Here is a 16,294-nt window from a genome sequence, read left to right on the forward strand (position 1 = left end):
TATTACCCATGTGAGAGTAGGGTGCCGCCAGACTTTTAAATATAGAGAGCCCAGCAGCAATGCTGGGCTTTTTTGCTATTTATAGAAAATTATTGAATAGTATGTTACCGATTGTTTATATTAATTCTATTACTATAATAAATATTTAATAAATGAATACTTTAATAGCTTTTAATAAACCATCTAATGTTACGACTCAATTTTCGCCGCATGAAAAGTATCAGACATTAAAAAATTTTATAAACTTACCTAGGTTTTATCCTGCAGGTCGGTTAGATACTGATAGTGAAGGGCTATTATTGTTAACGAATGATGGTAAATTACAAGCTAAAATTAGCTCACCAAAATTTAAATTACCAAAAACCTATTGGGTGCAAGTTGAAGGACTTATCAATCAAAAGGCTATATATAAACTAAGAAAAGGTATACAGTTAAAAGAATTTTATACTGCGCCAGCTACAGTAACCTTTCTTGACGAACCAATACAATTATGGAAAAGGGTTCCTCCCATTAGAGAACGTAAAACAATACCTACATCTTGGATTAGTATTACTATTTCTGAAGGCAAAAATCGACAAGTTAGACGAATGTGTGCTGCAGTTGGTTTTCCTTGTTTAAGACTGGTTAGAGTACAGATCGGTAAATACAATTTATTTGATCATCAGTTATTATTAGGTGAATGGCGATATATCACAACTCAAAATCTTTATATCTAAAAAGTATTACTCATTGTTTATAAATAACTTATTATTCTTTTTATCATTGCGCAAAAAGATCTGGTAAAGAAACAAGACAGTCTTTTTTAGAATACATTGGGCTTTATTCTAAAATGAGATAAAATTATCTTAGAAATGATCATGGGATAAATTATTTATGGTTGAACAAAAAAAAGAAGGTTTTTTCTCTCGTTTAAAAAAAGGTCTTTTTAAGACTAAACAAAATATTGGTTCTGGTTTTCTCAGTTTATTTAAAGGGAAAAGGATCGATGATGCTTTATTTGAAGAATTAGAAGAGCAGTTACTTATTGCCGATGTGGGTTTTGACACAACACAAAAAATTATTGATACCTTAACTAAACAAGCATCAAAAAAAGAACTAAAAGATGCTGACGCATTACATGGTCTTTTACAACAAGAAATGAAATCTATTTTAGATGGAGTAGACAAGCCCTTTGATATAGAAAGTCATAAGCCATTTGTAATATTGATGGTTGGTGTTAATGGTGTTGGAAAAACAACAACAATTGGTAAATTGGCTCGTCAATTTCAACAACAAGGCAAATCGGTTATGCTTGCGGCGGGTGATACCTTTCGGGCAGCGGCTGTTGAACAATTACAAGTTTGGGGAGAACGGAATAACATCCCAGTTATTGCACAACATACCAATGCAGATTCTGCTTCTGTCATATATGATGCAATACAAGCAGCAAAAGCAAAAAAGATAGATATATTAATAGCTGATACCGCAGGACGCTTACAAAACAAATCTTATTTAATGGATGAGCTAAAAAAAATAGTACGCGTAATTAAGAAACACGATGAAACAGCCCCGCATGAAATTATGTTAACTATTGATGCTGGTACTGGCCAAAATGCAATTAGCCAAACCAAGCTATTTAATGAAGCTGTTGGTGTCACAGGGATGACCTTAACTAAATTAGATGGTACTGCAAAAGGGGGAATTATCTTTAGCATTGCCGATCAGTTTAATATTCCTATTCGTTATATTGGTGTCGGGGAAAAAATTGAAGATCTAAGGCCTTTTATTGCTGATGATTTTATCAATGCTCTGTTTGATGAAACAGATGAATAGAGATCAATCATGATTCAATTTCAGCGTGTAAGTAAAGTGTATTCCGGTGGAAAACCTGCACTACAAAATATTAGCTTCACTTTATTACCTGGTGAAATGGCTTTTTTGACTGGACACTCTGGTGCAGGTAAAAGTACGCTAATGAGATTAATCTGTGGTTTAGAGAGAGCGAATGATGGCAACGTACTGTTAAATGGCGTTGATGTTTCAAGTTTAAGACGCCAAGAAATGCCATTTTTACGTCGCACAATTGGTATGATTTTTCAAGATCACCAATTACTGATGGATCACACTGTTTATGATAACGTGGCTATTCCATTAATCATTTTAGGCAAACCGGCTGAAGAAATTAAAAGAAGAGTTTCCGCTTCACTGGATAAAGTTGGATTACTCAATAAAATGAAATTTTATCCGATACAGCTATCAGGTGGTGAACAGCAACGAGTGGGTATTGCTCGTGCTATTGTTAATCGCCCAAGTGTTTTGCTTGCTGATGAACCGACGGGTAATTTAGATGACAAACTTTCAAAAGATATCTTAAAGCTTTTTGAGGAATTTAATCAAGCTGGTGTAACGGTTCTGATGGCAACGCATAATATGGGACTTATACGACGCAAACACCATCGGATACTGCATTTAACTCAAGGGCATTTAGAGGTTAAAAATTAATGACTTTTGCTAATATTAAACCTACTAACTTGAAGAATAAAAACGAAAATAGCTTTTTCCCTCGTTGGAAAAGACAAATCGGTTTTGCTTGGCGCAACACGTTTAATGACTTTTCTCAGCATATTATTGCCTCACTACTGACCATTTTTGTTATTGCCATTTCAATTACTTTACCAACTATCAGCTATTTACTTTGGAAAAACGCCAATCAAACAGCACAGCAATGGAACCCAACGCCTAATTTAACTGTTTATATAAATAAAGCGCTAACATCAGAACAAACGACTGAATTGGTCACTAAACTTAAATCTTATCATGAAGTCGATCGTGTCAAATATCTTTCTCGAGATGAAACAAAAGAAGAATTTCAAACATGGTCTGGGTTTAGTAATGCACTAGATTTACTAGACGAAAATCCATTACCTGCAGTAGCAATTGTTATACCAAAAGACGAAGCAAAAAAGACAGTTATATTGCATCAATTGCAAACGGAATTACTTACTATTGATGGTATTGATGATGTAAAATTAGATGATAGTTGGTTTACTCGTTTAACTGCGTTAACTAATATGGTTAAATCTATCGTATGGATTATTTCTATATTTATGATTATAGCTGTATCCCTCGTGATAGGTAACAGCATCCGTTTAAATATATTCTCTAGAAAACAGACTATCACCGTTATGCAATTAATTGGAGCAACAGAAGGATTTATTTTGCGTCCTTTTCTTTATAGTGGGATTTTTATTGGCTTAATTAGTGCTATTATATCGTTACTGTTATCGGAAATATTTATTTATCAAATAGAGTCAATTATATTGAAAGTTTCAGATGCTTTTGGAACAATAATTCATATTGAAGGACTATTATGGGATGAAAGTTTATTGATTATACTTATAACCATTAGTATTGGATGGCTTTCATCATTGATTGCGACTAAAAAATATTTAAAAATGGCGCAAATTGTCTAGTTATTTTAGCTAAAATAATGAACTAATTTATAATTTATTGGTCTAATCTTTAACGAACGGTAGTTTAACGTTTTATTGTTGCATACTTAATGTAGCAAAATTTATTATTTAAAGGGGGAATTAAATGAGTACTGATTTAAAAATGCAAGTAGGTGCTTTAATCCCACAAGGAAATATAGAATCATACCTTCGCATGATTAACACCTACCCAATGTTAACTGCAGAAGAAGAAAAATCATTAGGTGAAAAACTCTATTATCACGATGATGTAGATGCAGCTCGCCAGTTAATTTTATCTCATTTACGATTTGTGGCACATATTGCCCGTGGTTATTCGGGTTATGGCTTACCACAAGCAGACTTAATTCAAGAAGGTAATATTGGTTTGATGAAAGCGGTACGTCGATTTAATCCTGAAATGGGCGTTCGTTTGGTCTCATTTGCTGTGCACTGGATAAAAGCTGAAATCCACGAATACGTATTGAAAAATTGGCGTATTGTTAAAGTTGCAACAACAAAAGCGCAAAGAAAGTTATTTTTTAATTTAAGAAAGACTAAACAACGTTTAGGTTGGTTCAGTAATGCTGAAGTGGACATGGTGGCTGATGAGCTAGGTGTAAGTCGTAAAGATGTACTTGAAATGGAATCACGCATGTCAGCACAAGATATGTCATTTGATATAGATAGTGATGACGATGATAATTCAATTATTGCACCGGCGCTTTACTTAGAAGATAGCAATTCTGATTTCTCAAAATCAATTGAAAATGATAATTGGGAAAATGATGCAACAGATAAGCTACACGATGCATTATTAAAATTAGATGAACGTAGTCAAGATATAATTAAAGCACGTTGGTTGGATCCTGATGAAAGCAAATCAACATTACAAGTTTTGGCTGATAAATATAGTGTTTCAGCGGAGCGTATTCGCCAACTTGAAAAAAATGCAATGAAAAAATTAAAAGTTGCTATTGAAGCATAATTTTTATTAATGTTAACTTCCTAAGCCTTACTTTTAAAAAAGTAAGGTTTTTTTTTATAATTTAAAAAATTTAAACAATAAAAAAATTATCGTTTTATTTTAATTTTTTATTGTTTTATTAGCTTGCCAATGCTATGCTGTGTTCACTTTTTATAAAACGAAAGGATCTAAAAATGAACACAGATATGACTAAAACTCATTCTAGATTGAATCAATATTGTCGATTTATGGCATTATTAACATTAATTCCAATTCTAATTTTGTTAATTGGCGCAATGTCTCCATTCTTATATTATTTTTTTGATATACAAAATATTGGACTTGAATTTGCAGGGTTTTCTTTTTTCACTAGTGGGGAAGATTATGTTGATTCTAAATCCTTAGCAGGATGGCAAGCGACTATCGCAACATTAATGGAAACTTCATTAATACTTATTTTAATTTATGCGTTTTATCAACTTAGACTATTGTTTATCAATTACAGTCAATCCGAATATTTCTCAGTAAAATCAGCCAACCATTGTTACATCTTTGGCAAATTACTTGTTTGTTGGGAGGTAATACGTTTTTTATCTGAACCGTTATTAACAATGATCTTAACCTATAATCAAGATGCATCAGCACGTTACTTTTCTATTTCTTTTTCTAGTGATGATATCATAACGCTATTTATTGCGATTAGTATTATGCTCATTGGTCAAATACTTAAAAAAGCTTGCCAACTAGATGAAGAAAATAAACAATTTATTTAAAAGGAGTCATCTGTGCCAATTATAATAAATTTAGACGTCATGCTTGCTAAACGTAAAGTTAAATCAAAAGATCTAGCGGCAACAATTGGTATTACAGAACAAAATTTATCATTACTTAAGCAAGGTAAAGTCAAAGGATTTAGACTAGCAACACTCGAGGCAATCTGTAAACATTTAGATTGCCAACCAGGTGATATATTAGAATATACGAACGAAGAATAGATTATTCTCTTATAGCAAGTAATGCGGCTTCTTGTGCGTGAATTAAGGCTGTATCAAAAAAAGGTGTATTGCGATCGGATTGAGAGATTAATAACCCAATTTCTGTGCAGCCTAAAATAACACCTTCTGCGCCATTTTTAACGAGTTTATCAACAATATTAAGATAGGCTTGCTTAGAATCAGGCTTAATAATACCTTTGCAAAGTTCATCATAAATGATCTGATTAATGATATTTCTGTCTTGAGATTCAGGAATAAGCACATTTAAATTTTTATCGATCAGTTTAGATTTATAAAAGTCCTGCTCCATTGTATATTTAGTCCCTAACAAAGCGACCGATTTAATATTTTGTGCTAGCAAATATTTAGCCGTCACATCGGCAATATGAATGATTGGAATATTAATTGCCTTTTGGATCTGATCAGCGACTTTATGCATGGTATTAGTACAAATAACAATAAAATCTGCACCAGCAAGTTCCACTCTTTTAGCAGCATCAATTAAAATTTCTGCACTTTTATGCCACTCATTATTGGCCTGACAACTTTCAATTTCTTGAAAATCAACGCTATATAAAACCGTTTTAGCTGAATGCAATCCACCTAATGATTTAGCAATAGTTTGATTAATAACTTGATAATAAGTTGTTGTGCTTTCCCAACTCATACCACCGATTAAACCAATTGTTTTCATTTTCATATACCTATATAAAATTTATTTATTTTTGTTAACTTGTTTCATTATCAACAATAAACATTAATAAGTAAATTCACTACAGGATTATTGATGTTGATAATCAACAAATTTAACGGTTTTTTTGCTAAATAACGGAATATATATGTTATAAAGTCTATATAAAAATAATATAGTTATAAATATGACCGTTAAGGTAACAATCTCGAATGAAGAAAAGAAAAATACAATTATGGCTTGCACCGATTATTTATTTCATACTCTCCTTTTCCTGCTTTGCCGATCCCAAAGTGATCCATGTTTTGGTGGCACTATGTGATAACAAATATCAAAAGATAGCACCAGTTCCAAAGGCGATAGGTAACGGTCAAGATCCCAAAAACAACCTTTACTGGGGGGCGGCTTATGGTTTTAAAACCTATTTTTCTAAACAAAAAAGTGGCAAGTTGTACAAATTAATCGACCAAGATCAGGAAAAATATTAGAAGAAATAATTTACAAACACCAAGACAAAGATATCTATCTAATTGCACAGGCGTATAATGGCAAAAATATTAATGATACTGTTGATAATTTTATTGATTATTCAGCAGGCAAAAAGGCAAAAGCGTTTAAATTAGATAATAAAACAGTGATAGCGGGGGGAAGTGCAGATCTGGTTATCTATATTGGCCATGATTCACTAATGGAATGGTCATGGAAAAAATATTTACCCGATAGCTGGCGCTGGGAAACATTATCAAAAGAACAACAAGAAAAACAAAAATCACGTTATGCGGCAGTATTTGCTTGCAAAAGCCAACAATATTTTACGCCACCACTATCGCGACTAGGTATTACTCCACTTATTTTAACTTTGCACCGTATGGCGCCCGAAGCGTATAGTGTACATGCAATGATTAACAGTTGGTTAAATGGTGAATCAAAAGCAGATATTCGGTTAAAAGTGGCAAGCGCCTACAGTCAATACCAAAAACTTAGCAAACCTGCTTTGCATATTTTTACTACCGAATACAGCCAATAACAGGTTAGTATTTTACTTTCAATAACCTTAGTTAAATGATAAAGGTGCAATGAATTATGACAATACCTAAAATAGTTATTCTAACCGGCGCGGGTATTTCGGCCGAATCGGGCTTATCAACCTTTCGAGCCCAAAATGGATTATGGGAAGGTTATGATGTTAATGACGTAGCAACTTACGAAGGCTATATGCGCAACCCAACAGCGGTACATGATTTTTATAATATGTTGCGTCGTAAATTACAACATCCAAACGTAAAGCCTAATGCGGCTCATTTTGCGTTAGCTGAGTTAGAACAGAAATTAGGCACTGATAATGTCTTAATTGTGACGCAAAATGTGGATAACTTGCACGAAAAAGCTGGATCTAAAAATATTATTCACATGCATGGTGAATTATTAAAAGTTCGTAATGAAAAAACAGGACAAATAATTGATTGCTTTAACAATGTGAATTATCAACAAAACAAACTCATTCGCCCACATATAGTCTGGTTTGGTGAAATCCCCCTACAAATGGAACAAATTTATGATGCCCTTTCACAAGCGGATTATTTTATATCCATTGGCACATCAGGCAATGTCTATCCTGCCGCTGGGTTTGTACAAATTGCTAACCAAACAAGTGCAAAAACGATTGAACTAAACTTAGAGCCGAGCTTAGGTGAAAGTCTGTTTCAAACCAAAATTTACGGACCCTCAAGTAAAGTGGTGCCTGAATTTATAAAAACAGTCATATAACTATTAGGACGTGTTGAGCTTTCGTGATTATTTTTTAGATGGCATGATGTGAGTTATAATAATTCTGCAAAAACAACCATAACTCGATTCATCATGCCAAGAACAATGCTAACAGATAAACGGTGGGAAAAGCTACTACAAATAATGAAAAATACCGGCCGAGTTTATAATAAATCCGAGCATCGGATGACGTTTGAAGTGAGCCTTTTCCGAATGAGAACCGGTATTCCTTGGCGAGATTTGCCAGAAGAGTTTGGTGAATGGAGCACCGTCTATAGACGATTTAATTTGTGGTCTAAAAAAGGAATATTAGTTGATATTTTCAAACATTTATCACAACTAGCGGATTTTGAAAGGGTGTTCCTAGATGGCTCGATTATTAGGGCTCATCAACACAGTACAAGCGCTGCAACGGAGCATTGTGAGCAAATAGGTCAGAGCTGTGGTGGTCATTCAACTAAAATTCATCTTGCGGTTGATAGTGGTGGTTTGCCTATTTGTTTTGAGCTTTCTGAAGGACAACGACATGATATCACTTATGCAGAAAGCCTAGTTGAAAAGCTCGATGAAGTCAATACAGTAATAGCCGATAAAGGTTATGACAGCGAGCTTTTTCGGTGCTTTGTTCGTCAAAAAGGCGGACGAACGGTGATTACTAAACGTAATTATGGTAAGGATATAGATAAAAGCAGTATGGATAGGTGCCTTTATCGCTATCGTCATTTAGTCGAGAATGCCTTTGCTAGAATCAAGCAATATCGTTCAATATCAACTAGACACGATAAGTTAGAAAGGAATTATGCCAGTATGGTATCACTGGCATTTATGTTAATGTGGCTGCCAATGTATTGTTGAGCAATTTATGTACAATAAAGATCAACAGCCCCTAGTTAAGTTTATCTAAATAATACTTACCGCCCAAATTATTTATTTGGGTACGAATCCATTTTGCTTTTCTTTGAATATTGCTATTGGGCTTGATAGGACTCCATTTTCTTGGATTGGGTAAAATAGCAGCCAGTAAACTTGCCTGAGTGGAAGTTAATTGGTTAGCACTAACGTTGAAATAGTGGCGAGAAGCTGCTTCAATACCAAAAACTCCCTCATCCCATTCAACGCTATTTAAGTAAATTTCGAGTATGCGCTGTTTAGACCAAGTAAGCTCAATCCAAAGCGTAAACCACGACTCAAACCCTTTACGAACCCAGCTACGCGATGGCCATAAAAAAATATTTTTGGCGACTTGCTGAGTAATTGTACTGGCGCCACGAATTTTTTTATTATTTTGGTTGTGCTTTAAAGCCCGATTCATCGCCTTAAAATCAAATCCCCAATGATTAGAAAATTTTTGATCTTCGGCAGCAATAACGGCTATTTTTATATTATCAGAAATCTGATCCCAATCTTTCCATGTGCGTTGTTGAGTCATGTTCCAATGAACGATTTTTCTTTCTACCATCAGCATTGAACCCAAAGGATTAACCCAACGCATTAACACAACAAGCAAAACGGACAATAGCATAAATCCAATTATCACTTCTTTAATTGTTCTCAAGACTTTTTTGAATAAAGATTTCATGCTGATTCAGATAAAATAACGTAAAAAATTAGCAAATAAGATACGATATATTATTGATTAAATAAATAACTTTTTATGAATTCAACAATCTGAATTGGTTTATTTATATCAAAAACTGGTAAAGAAATATCTAATGGCTCATCACTCACTACCGCTATTGTAAATTCGTCAATATAGAGTGCTTTTTTATTTATTTTACGATGGCAAATAATTTTAGGAATCTTTTCGCTTTTAAATCCTTCAATCAATATAATTTCAACATCTTTAAATTGGTTAATTAATGTGATTAAATCTATTGGTTTGTTTTGTGTTTCGCAAATCAAAGCATATCGATTATCACAAGCAACAATTGTTTGTAACGATCCTGCTTTACGTAATTCATAGCTATCTTTACCAGGAATATCGATGTCAATATCGTGATGAGCATGTTTTAAAGTACCCACTTTAAAATTTTGTTCAACGAGTAACGAAACGATTTTTTTCAATAATGTTGTTTTACCACTACTACTATAGCCACTAATGCCGATAATTTTTTGGTTGTTCATAGAACCCTTTTTTCAAAAGTGTTATATTGCAATGTGCAATGAATATTGCATCATTTTATACAATGCTAACGATAAAGGTAACCATATGTATGATTTTTTGAATGATTATAATCAGACTGTCCATCCCAAATTGCTCAAGAGTTTTATTGATATTACTGAGCAGAAATTTAGTGGTTATGGTTTAGACCAATGTTGTAATCAAGCAAGAGAAAGCATAAAAAAACAATTACAGTCGCCTAATGCTGATATTCATTTTATGCTTGGCGGTACTATTACTAATTTGACGGTAATTTCTCATATTTTACGACCTTATCAGGCGGTAATTGCTGCTGATACAGGGCATGTGAATGTACATGAAACAGGTGCCATTGAAGCAACGGGCCATAAAGTATTAACAGTCCAAACTGAAGATGGAAAATTAACCCCTGAACTACTCAAGTCGGTGTTAACTTATCATTGTGATGAGCATATGGTACAACCTAAGCTTGTATATATATCAAATACAACTGAACTAGGTACTATATATACTAAGCAAGAGCTAAAGAAATTATATCAATTTTGCCAAAAAAATCACCTTTATCTTTACTTAGATGGCGCTCGTTTGGCAATGGCTTTAGCTGCAAATGGTAATGATATATCTTTTTCTGACTTAGCAAAATACACAGATGTATTTTATATTGGCGGTACAAAAGTTGGTGCTTTTGCTGGTGAAGCGGTAGTGTTTAATAACTTATCAATTAATCAAAATTTCCGTTTCAGTATGAAACAAAAAGGAGCAATTTTAGCAAAAAGCTGGATTGTAGGTTCACAAATGAATGTATTGATGCAAAATAATCTTTATTTAGAACTAGGTAAACACAGTAATAGCATGGCTAATAAATTAAAACAACTTTTTGAAAATATTGGATTAACATTTATAACGAAACCACAAAGTAACCAGTTGTTTGTTAATTTTCCTAATAAGCTAGCTAAAAAAATTCTTACACATTATGCTGTTGATAATCTTGGTCAAACGGACTCTAACCATATCGGTTTGCGGTTTTGTACTTCATGGTCTACTCAAGATGAAGATATAGAGTTGTTTGCTAAACAATTAAGAAAGTGGTTAGCATAACATATTGATAAGCATAAGAAGATTAGATAAATAATCAATTATATTGGTTATATTATCAATTGATTATACATTTATCTTATTTTGGTTACTTTGCTTGCTGATTTTCCCGTTTTAGTTCTTCAAGCGTATTAATATTAATAAAACAAGACGCTTTATCATTAAAGTCGACTGATTTTGCATTAACTTGTTCTAAAAATAACATTAATTTACGATTGCCTTGTTCTAAATAAATTTTTAGTTGCTGGGCAACTGTTTTATGAATAAGCAGAATGATTGGATGGTGGTATTTTTCATCAAAAGGATAGATTGCTTGATGATTTTGCGTATATTTTGATAAACGTGTGATTAAATCATTAGGCAAAAAAGGCGTGTCACAACTGACAAATAAGTTCCAATCGGTTTTGCTACGTAATAAGCCACTGTAAATACCCGATAACGGTCCACAAAACCCTGCTAGGTCATCACTAAATATAGGATAACCTGCTTTTTGATATTGTTCAGTGTGACGATTGCAATTAATCATGATTGCATCAACATGAGGTTTGATGCAATCAATGACATGTTGATAAAGTGGTTTTTGATGTAATAATAACAGTCCTTTGTCGTTGCCATTCATGCGGGTACTTTTACCTCCAGCTAGAATGATTGCAGTAATAGAGGGTTTTTCCATAAATTATTTCTCTTTTACGTTGCGAAAAAACAAAATAACATTACTATATAGCAAAGTTATTGCAAGTCGTAGCGTATCATTTTTTTATGATTGCTTAATTATCATTATCTTCGAAAGGTTTGAAGATTTACTAAAGGTAACAATTATGAAATGTCATCGTATTGATGAAGTAATGGAATTATTGCAACCCGCATGGGAAGGCGATTCTGATCTTAATTTATTACAATTTTTAGCTAAATTAGGTAAAGAGGCTGGTTTTGAAGGTGAATTAAAAGATTTGAGTGATGAAGTTTTAATTTATCATTTAAAAATGCGAGGTTCGGATAAGAATGATGTTATTCCGGGTCTAAAAAAAGATTATGAAGAAGATTTTAAAACCGCATTGTTAAAAGCTCGTGGGATTATAAAAGAATAAGGAGAATCATTAAAATGAAAAAAACACTTATCGCAATTAGTATTTTACTCTTTTCTGTAAACTGTTTTGCAAATGAAAGCCCAACTATTACTAAGGCTGACACGTCAGCGAATGTATTTGAGCCGATTGAATTAGGTAAACAATATGCTGCGCTACCAACTAATCCATCGCCAGACAAAGAAGTTATTGAGTTCTTTTCGTTTAATTGCCCAAGCTGTTTTAGATTTGAAATTCAAAATCAAGGCTCCCAAACGATTAGTAAAGCTTTACCAGAAGGAGTCAAATTTAAACGCTACCACTTAGAAGATTTTGGACCATTAGCTAAAGATCTTGCGCAAGCATGGGCTGTGGCTAATGTACTAGGTATAGAAGATAAAGCTTCAGATGCACTTTATAATGCTGTTCAAAAAGATAAAACAATAAAAACAGCAGATGACATTAAAGCTGTTTTTGAAAAATTAGGTGTTAGTAATGAAGTGTACGATAAAACTAAAGATAGCTTTTTGGTTAATGCGTTTATGGCACAACAAGCAGATGCGATTAAAGAGATGAAACCAGATTCAATCCCTACGGTTATTGTTAATCGTAAGTTTTTTATCATAGCAAATCAACTTAATGTAACTAGTGATGATGCATTTATTAATGATTATGCAAGAGTTACTGCATTTGTAGCAGGGTTAGATCCTAATGCAAAAATAGAAGAAAAAGCGCATTCTGATAAAAAATAAATGGTTAACAAGTTTAGAAACAACATAAATTAATCACTTATTTTTGACGTTTTAAGTCCCATTGTATCATTTTGTACAATGGGATTTTTTTTATAGTAAAATTGCTATTCTCGTTCTAAAGCATAAATTGGATCGAGTTTAGCAGCCCGTCTAGCAGGGAAATAACCAAAAATAATACCAATTATACTTGAGAAACTAAATGCCGCTATAATAGCTATTGCCGAGAAATTCATTGCAAATGATGTAACAACAGAATTAAAAATAAAGCCAATGGCAAACGATAGTACAATACCTATTGTTCCGCCAATTAAACATACTAATACAGCTTCAATTAAAAATTGTTGTAATATGTCGCTTGATCGAGCTCCGACAGCCATTCGTACGCCAATTTCTCGAGTTCTTTCTGTGACTGATACTAACATGATATTCATCACACCAATACCGCCAACAACGAGGGAAATCAGCGCAATAGCCGAAACCAATAACGTCATTACCCAAGCGGATGAGTTGATTGTTTCTCGTATATTATCGGAATTAAAGATGAAAAAATCTTTTGTACCATGCCGTTGTAACATAATTCGATTAATGGCTTGTTCAGCAACAGATAAATTAACATTATCTTTAACACGTACCGTAATGCTTTTTAACGATGTTTGACCTACCATGCGGTTAATTACAGTAGTATAAGGTAACCAAACATTCAGGCTTTCATTGCTACCAAATCCTTGCTGTTGTTTAGTTGCAACACCAATTATTCTTACTGGTAACTGTCCAACCATTAAAATTTTTCCAATTGGGTTTTGATTTGCAAATAACCGTTTAACAGTATTGTCATCAATCACTGCATCTTGTGCCGAGGCAATAATACTTGCTTCATCAAAAGATTTTCCTTGAGAAATAGTGTAACCACGAACCGCAAAAAATTGCTCCCCTACACCATTTACTGTTCCAGTTACTGCTAAATTATTAATTCGGAAATTAACACTGGTTGCAAGGTTAGGAGTCGTACTGTGGACAAAGTTTTGTTGCGCCAAAAAATCTGCGTCTGATGAGCGTAATGTAGTAATTTTATCCGCATTACGATCACCAAAGCCCGATCCTGCATAGATTTCTAACGTGCTAGTTCCTAATGAGTTAATGTTAGATAAAATTTTCTGCTTTGTACCTTGTCCTAATGCAACAACAGAGACTACCGAGGCAATACCAATAATTATGCCTAACATGGTTAAAAATGTCCGTAGTTGCTGCGAAAGCATTGATAGCATAGCCATTTTAAAAGCATCGCGAAAACGGTAATATTTTGCCAGTAGATTATCTTGGGTTCTGGTTGCTTCGATTTGCTTAACTTGCCGATTATCATTTTGTTTAGATTGATAATTAGGGTTAATAGAATCAGAAATAATATTACCGTCACTAATTTCAACAATCCTTTGGGCACTTTGGGCAATATTTGAATCGTGGGTAACAATAATAACAGTGTGACCTTGTTGATGTAATTCTTGTAATATAGCCATCACTTCTAAACCGCTTTTACGGTCGAGTGCTCCCGTTGGTTCATCAGCTAAAATGATTTGTCCACCGTTAATTAAAGCTCTGGCAATACTGACCCGCTGTTGTTGCCCTCCAGATAACTGGTTAGGTTTATTGTGGATTTTTTCGGCAAGCCCTAAACGTGTTAAAATTTCGCTCGCTCTTTTTTGACGTTGTTCATTGGTAACACCAGCATAAATAGCAGGAATTTCTACATTACCTTGTGCGGTTAATGCATTTAATAAATGGTAACGTTGAAAGATAAAACCAAAATGCTCTCGGCGTAACTGAGCTAACTCATCAGGTGACAATTCACTTGTTGTGCGTCCTCCAATAGAATAAGTGCCTGAGGTTGGTTTATCTAAACAGCCTAAAATATTCATCAAAGTGGATTTACCCGATCCTGATGAGCCAATAATCGCCACCATTTCACCTGCATTAATTGTCAGATTTATGCTTTTAAGAACCTGTATGGTTGAATCGCCTGCTGGAAATTCACGAACAATATTCTCAAGCTTAATAAGAGGTATATTATTGACCATATTAGAATCGAATCCTTGGGGATCTTGCATTATTACCACCTAGTGAAGCACCATTAGTGCCACTGACCACAACCATATCACCCTCTTTAATCCCTGATTTTATCTCAACATTGACATTATTATCGATACCCAAAGTAACTTCATGTTCTTCGATCTCATTATGTTTATCTAACAGGTAAATAATGGCTTTATTATTGCTCAATTTTTTTTGAATTGCTTGAGATGGAATGGTTAGTACATCTTTTGCTTCAGACAAGACAATATAAACTTGCGCTGTCATTGAAATTCTTAACACATGGTCGGGATTATCTACATCAAATAATCCATTATAATAAATTGCGCTTTTTGTTGTTGATGATGAACTTAACGAGGTTGTTTCAGTATTAATTGAGTCTGGTGCAGGCTCTATAGCCCTTAGCGTTAAACCATCAAAACGTCTATTAGGTTGGCCTAAAATGGTAAAGTAAACAGGCATTCCTTTTTTTACATTGATCACATCGGCTTCAGAAATTTGCGCTTCAATGGTCATTTTATCAAGTTGCGCTACTTTAACAATGGTTGGTGCACTTTGAACAGAGTTAACAGTTTGTCCTTCATTGACTGGAATTGCAACAATCACTCCATCAATGGGAGAGCGAATTTTAGTATATCCCAAATTAACTTTGGCGGTATCGACTGCAATTTGTGCTTTAACAATATCAGCATCAAGTGCTGCAATATCGGCTTTGATTGCATCGAGTTCGGCTTTTGCAGCATCTAACTCCGATTGAACGCCAACGCCTTTATGAACGAGTTTATACTGGCGATCATAGGTTAATTGATTGTTAACTAACCTCGCTTTTTTTGCCTCACGTTGAGCCTCTAAACTATTAAGTGACGCTTCAGATTGTTTTAAATCATTGCTTTGTTTAAGATCGTCAATCTCAGCAATCATATCGCCTTGTTTAACTTCATCGCCCAATTCAACATAGAGTTTTTTTATTTGTCCAGAAACCTGCGCACCAACACTAACTTGTTTAAAAGCACTAATGGTTCCATCGGCTAGTACTGTTTTTTCAATATTACCTTTGGTAACTGGTGATGTAATATAATCAACTTTAGGTTCTGAATCAGATATAGCTAAGTATGCAATATAAATAATTGCAAAGAAGATAGTAGCTATAACGATATATTTAATTTTAATCGACTTTAACAATCCTTTTTATCCTTTAATTTATTTGAATTTTTTATATTTTATCTTATTAAATAAAATGGTATTGATAATCATTCTTAATAAATTGTAATAATTATGAAAATTATCTA

19 protein-coding genes and 1 pseudogene are annotated in these 16,294 nt (G+C 33.7%); 14 read left to right on the forward strand and 6 right to left on the reverse strand.

Annotated elements, in window-relative coordinates:
• Positions 1-152 precede the first annotated feature (152 nt).
• From ACGH49_RS09400 to ACGH49_RS09430, 7 genes and pseudogenes are all read left to right on the forward strand, one after another.
• Positions 153-716, forward strand: a complete 564-nt coding sequence (locus ACGH49_RS09400) for a pseudouridine synthase (RefSeq protein ID WP_411589141.1) — start codon at positions 153-155, stop codon at positions 714-716.
• Between the two features lie 172 nt (positions 717-888).
• Positions 889-1,812: pseudogene (gene ftsY / locus ACGH49_RS09405) on the forward strand (signal recognition particle-docking protein FtsY); the annotation flags it as partial.
• Positions 1,813-1,821: 9 nt separating this feature from the next.
• Positions 1,822-2,481, forward strand: a complete 660-nt coding sequence (gene ftsE / locus ACGH49_RS09410; RefSeq protein ID WP_065607853.1) for a cell division ATP-binding protein FtsE — start codon at positions 1,822-1,824, stop codon at positions 2,479-2,481.
• Positions 2,481-3,452 (forward strand): permease-like cell division protein FtsX, encoded by a 972-nt coding sequence (gene ftsX / locus ACGH49_RS09415; protein WP_411589142.1) that lies wholly within the window; start codon positions 2,481-2,483, stop codon positions 3,450-3,452. The genes ftsE and ftsX overlap by 1 nt, the downstream gene beginning before the upstream one ends.
• Before the next feature lie 124 nt (positions 3,453-3,576).
• Positions 3,577-4,437: an RNA polymerase sigma factor RpoH gene (rpoH, locus tag ACGH49_RS09420; RefSeq protein ID WP_411589143.1), complete on the forward strand. Its 861-nt coding sequence runs from the start codon at positions 3,577-3,579 to the stop codon at positions 4,435-4,437.
• 173 nt (positions 4,438-4,610) lie between these two features.
• Entirely contained in the window at positions 4,611-5,189 is a 579-nt protein-coding gene (locus tag ACGH49_RS09425; protein ID WP_411589145.1) for a DUF2975 domain-containing protein, read from the forward strand.
• A gap of 12 nt (positions 5,190-5,201) precedes the next feature.
• A complete protein-coding gene (locus ACGH49_RS09430; protein WP_160412567.1) occupies positions 5,202-5,411 on the forward strand; it encodes a helix-turn-helix domain-containing protein in 210 nt (69 codons plus the stop codon).
• 1 nt (position 5,412) lies between these two features.
• Here the strand turns inward: ACGH49_RS09430 and ACGH49_RS09435 are convergent, their stop codons facing one another.
• Positions 5,413-6,105, reverse strand: coding sequence for an aspartate/glutamate racemase family protein (locus ACGH49_RS09435; RefSeq protein ID WP_411589146.1), 693 nt, complete (start codon positions 6,103-6,105; stop codon positions 5,413-5,415).
• Positions 6,106-6,314: 209 nt separating this feature from the next.
• Here ACGH49_RS09435 and ACGH49_RS09440 point away from each other — a divergent pair, with 209 nt between their 5' ends.
• The 4 genes from ACGH49_RS09440 to ACGH49_RS09455 all read left to right on the forward strand — a co-directional run bounded on the left by ACGH49_RS09440 (position 6,315) and on the right by ACGH49_RS09455 (position 8,724).
• Positions 6,315-6,590, forward strand: a complete 276-nt coding sequence (locus ACGH49_RS09440) for a hypothetical protein (protein ID WP_411589147.1) — start codon at positions 6,315-6,317, stop codon at positions 6,588-6,590.
• A gap of 146 nt (positions 6,591-6,736) precedes the next feature.
• Entirely contained in the window at positions 6,737-7,129 is a 393-nt protein-coding gene (locus ACGH49_RS09445) for a hypothetical protein (RefSeq protein ID WP_411589148.1), read from the forward strand.
• A gap of 56 nt (positions 7,130-7,185) precedes the next feature.
• Positions 7,186-7,869 (forward strand): Sir2 family NAD+-dependent deacetylase, encoded by a 684-nt coding sequence (cobB, locus tag ACGH49_RS09450; protein WP_411589150.1) that lies wholly within the window; start codon positions 7,186-7,188, stop codon positions 7,867-7,869.
• Positions 7,870-7,962: 93 nt separating this feature from the next.
• Positions 7,963-8,724 (forward strand): IS5 family transposase, encoded by a 762-nt coding sequence (locus tag ACGH49_RS09455; RefSeq protein WP_411589175.1) that lies wholly within the window; start codon positions 7,963-7,965, stop codon positions 8,722-8,724.
• A 31-nt stretch (positions 8,725-8,755) separates the two neighbouring features.
• Here ACGH49_RS09455 and mtgA read toward each other — a convergent pair whose 3' ends face one another.
• On the reverse strand, positions 8,756-9,448 hold the full coding sequence (gene mtgA, locus ACGH49_RS09460; protein WP_411589151.1) for a monofunctional biosynthetic peptidoglycan transglycosylase: 693 nt from the start codon (positions 9,446-9,448) through the stop codon (positions 8,756-8,758).
• A 50-nt stretch (positions 9,449-9,498) separates the two neighbouring features.
• Positions 9,499-9,993, reverse strand: coding sequence for a molybdopterin-guanine dinucleotide biosynthesis protein B (mobB, locus tag ACGH49_RS09465; protein ID WP_411589152.1), 495 nt, complete (start codon positions 9,991-9,993; stop codon positions 9,499-9,501).
• An 85-nt stretch (positions 9,994-10,078) separates the two neighbouring features.
• Here mobB and ACGH49_RS09470 point away from each other — a divergent pair, with 85 nt between their 5' ends.
• A complete protein-coding gene (locus ACGH49_RS09470; RefSeq protein WP_411589153.1) occupies positions 10,079-11,107 on the forward strand; it encodes a threonine aldolase family protein in 1,029 nt (342 codons plus the stop codon).
• 85 nt (positions 11,108-11,192) lie between these two features.
• On the opposite strand, the gene mobA is transcribed toward ACGH49_RS09470, so the two are convergent.
• Entirely contained in the window at positions 11,193-11,777 is a 585-nt protein-coding gene (mobA, locus tag ACGH49_RS09475; RefSeq protein ID WP_296207607.1) for a molybdenum cofactor guanylyltransferase MobA, read from the reverse strand.
• A gap of 145 nt (positions 11,778-11,922) precedes the next feature.
• Here mobA and ACGH49_RS09480 point away from each other — a divergent pair, with 145 nt between their 5' ends.
• Together ACGH49_RS09480 and ACGH49_RS09485 are read left to right on the forward strand one after the other, a co-directional pair.
• Positions 11,923-12,192, forward strand: a complete 270-nt coding sequence (locus tag ACGH49_RS09480; protein ID WP_065559957.1) for a YihD family protein — start codon at positions 11,923-11,925, stop codon at positions 12,190-12,192.
• Positions 12,193-12,206: 14 nt separating this feature from the next.
• On the forward strand, positions 12,207-12,920 hold the full coding sequence (locus ACGH49_RS09485) for a DsbA family protein (protein ID WP_411589155.1): 714 nt from the start codon (positions 12,207-12,209) through the stop codon (positions 12,918-12,920).
• Between the two features lie 104 nt (positions 12,921-13,024).
• Here the strand turns inward: ACGH49_RS09485 and ACGH49_RS09490 are convergent, their stop codons facing one another.
• Positions 13,025-15,022, reverse strand: a complete 1,998-nt coding sequence (locus tag ACGH49_RS09490; protein ID WP_411589156.1) for a MacB family efflux pump subunit — start codon at positions 15,020-15,022, stop codon at positions 13,025-13,027.
• The gene (locus ACGH49_RS09495; RefSeq protein WP_411589157.1) at positions 14,994-16,187 is read right to left on the reverse strand and encodes an efflux RND transporter periplasmic adaptor subunit; all 1,194 of its coding nucleotides are present in this window, start codon (positions 16,185-16,187) and stop codon (positions 14,994-14,996) included. Before ACGH49_RS09495 ends, ACGH49_RS09490 begins: the two co-directional genes overlap by 29 nt.
• Positions 16,188-16,294 lie beyond the last annotated feature (107 nt).

Source organism: Gilliamella sp. BG7 (assembly GCF_046635565.1).
Lineage (GTDB): Bacteria > Pseudomonadota > Gammaproteobacteria > Enterobacterales > Orbaceae > Gilliamella > Gilliamella apicola_P.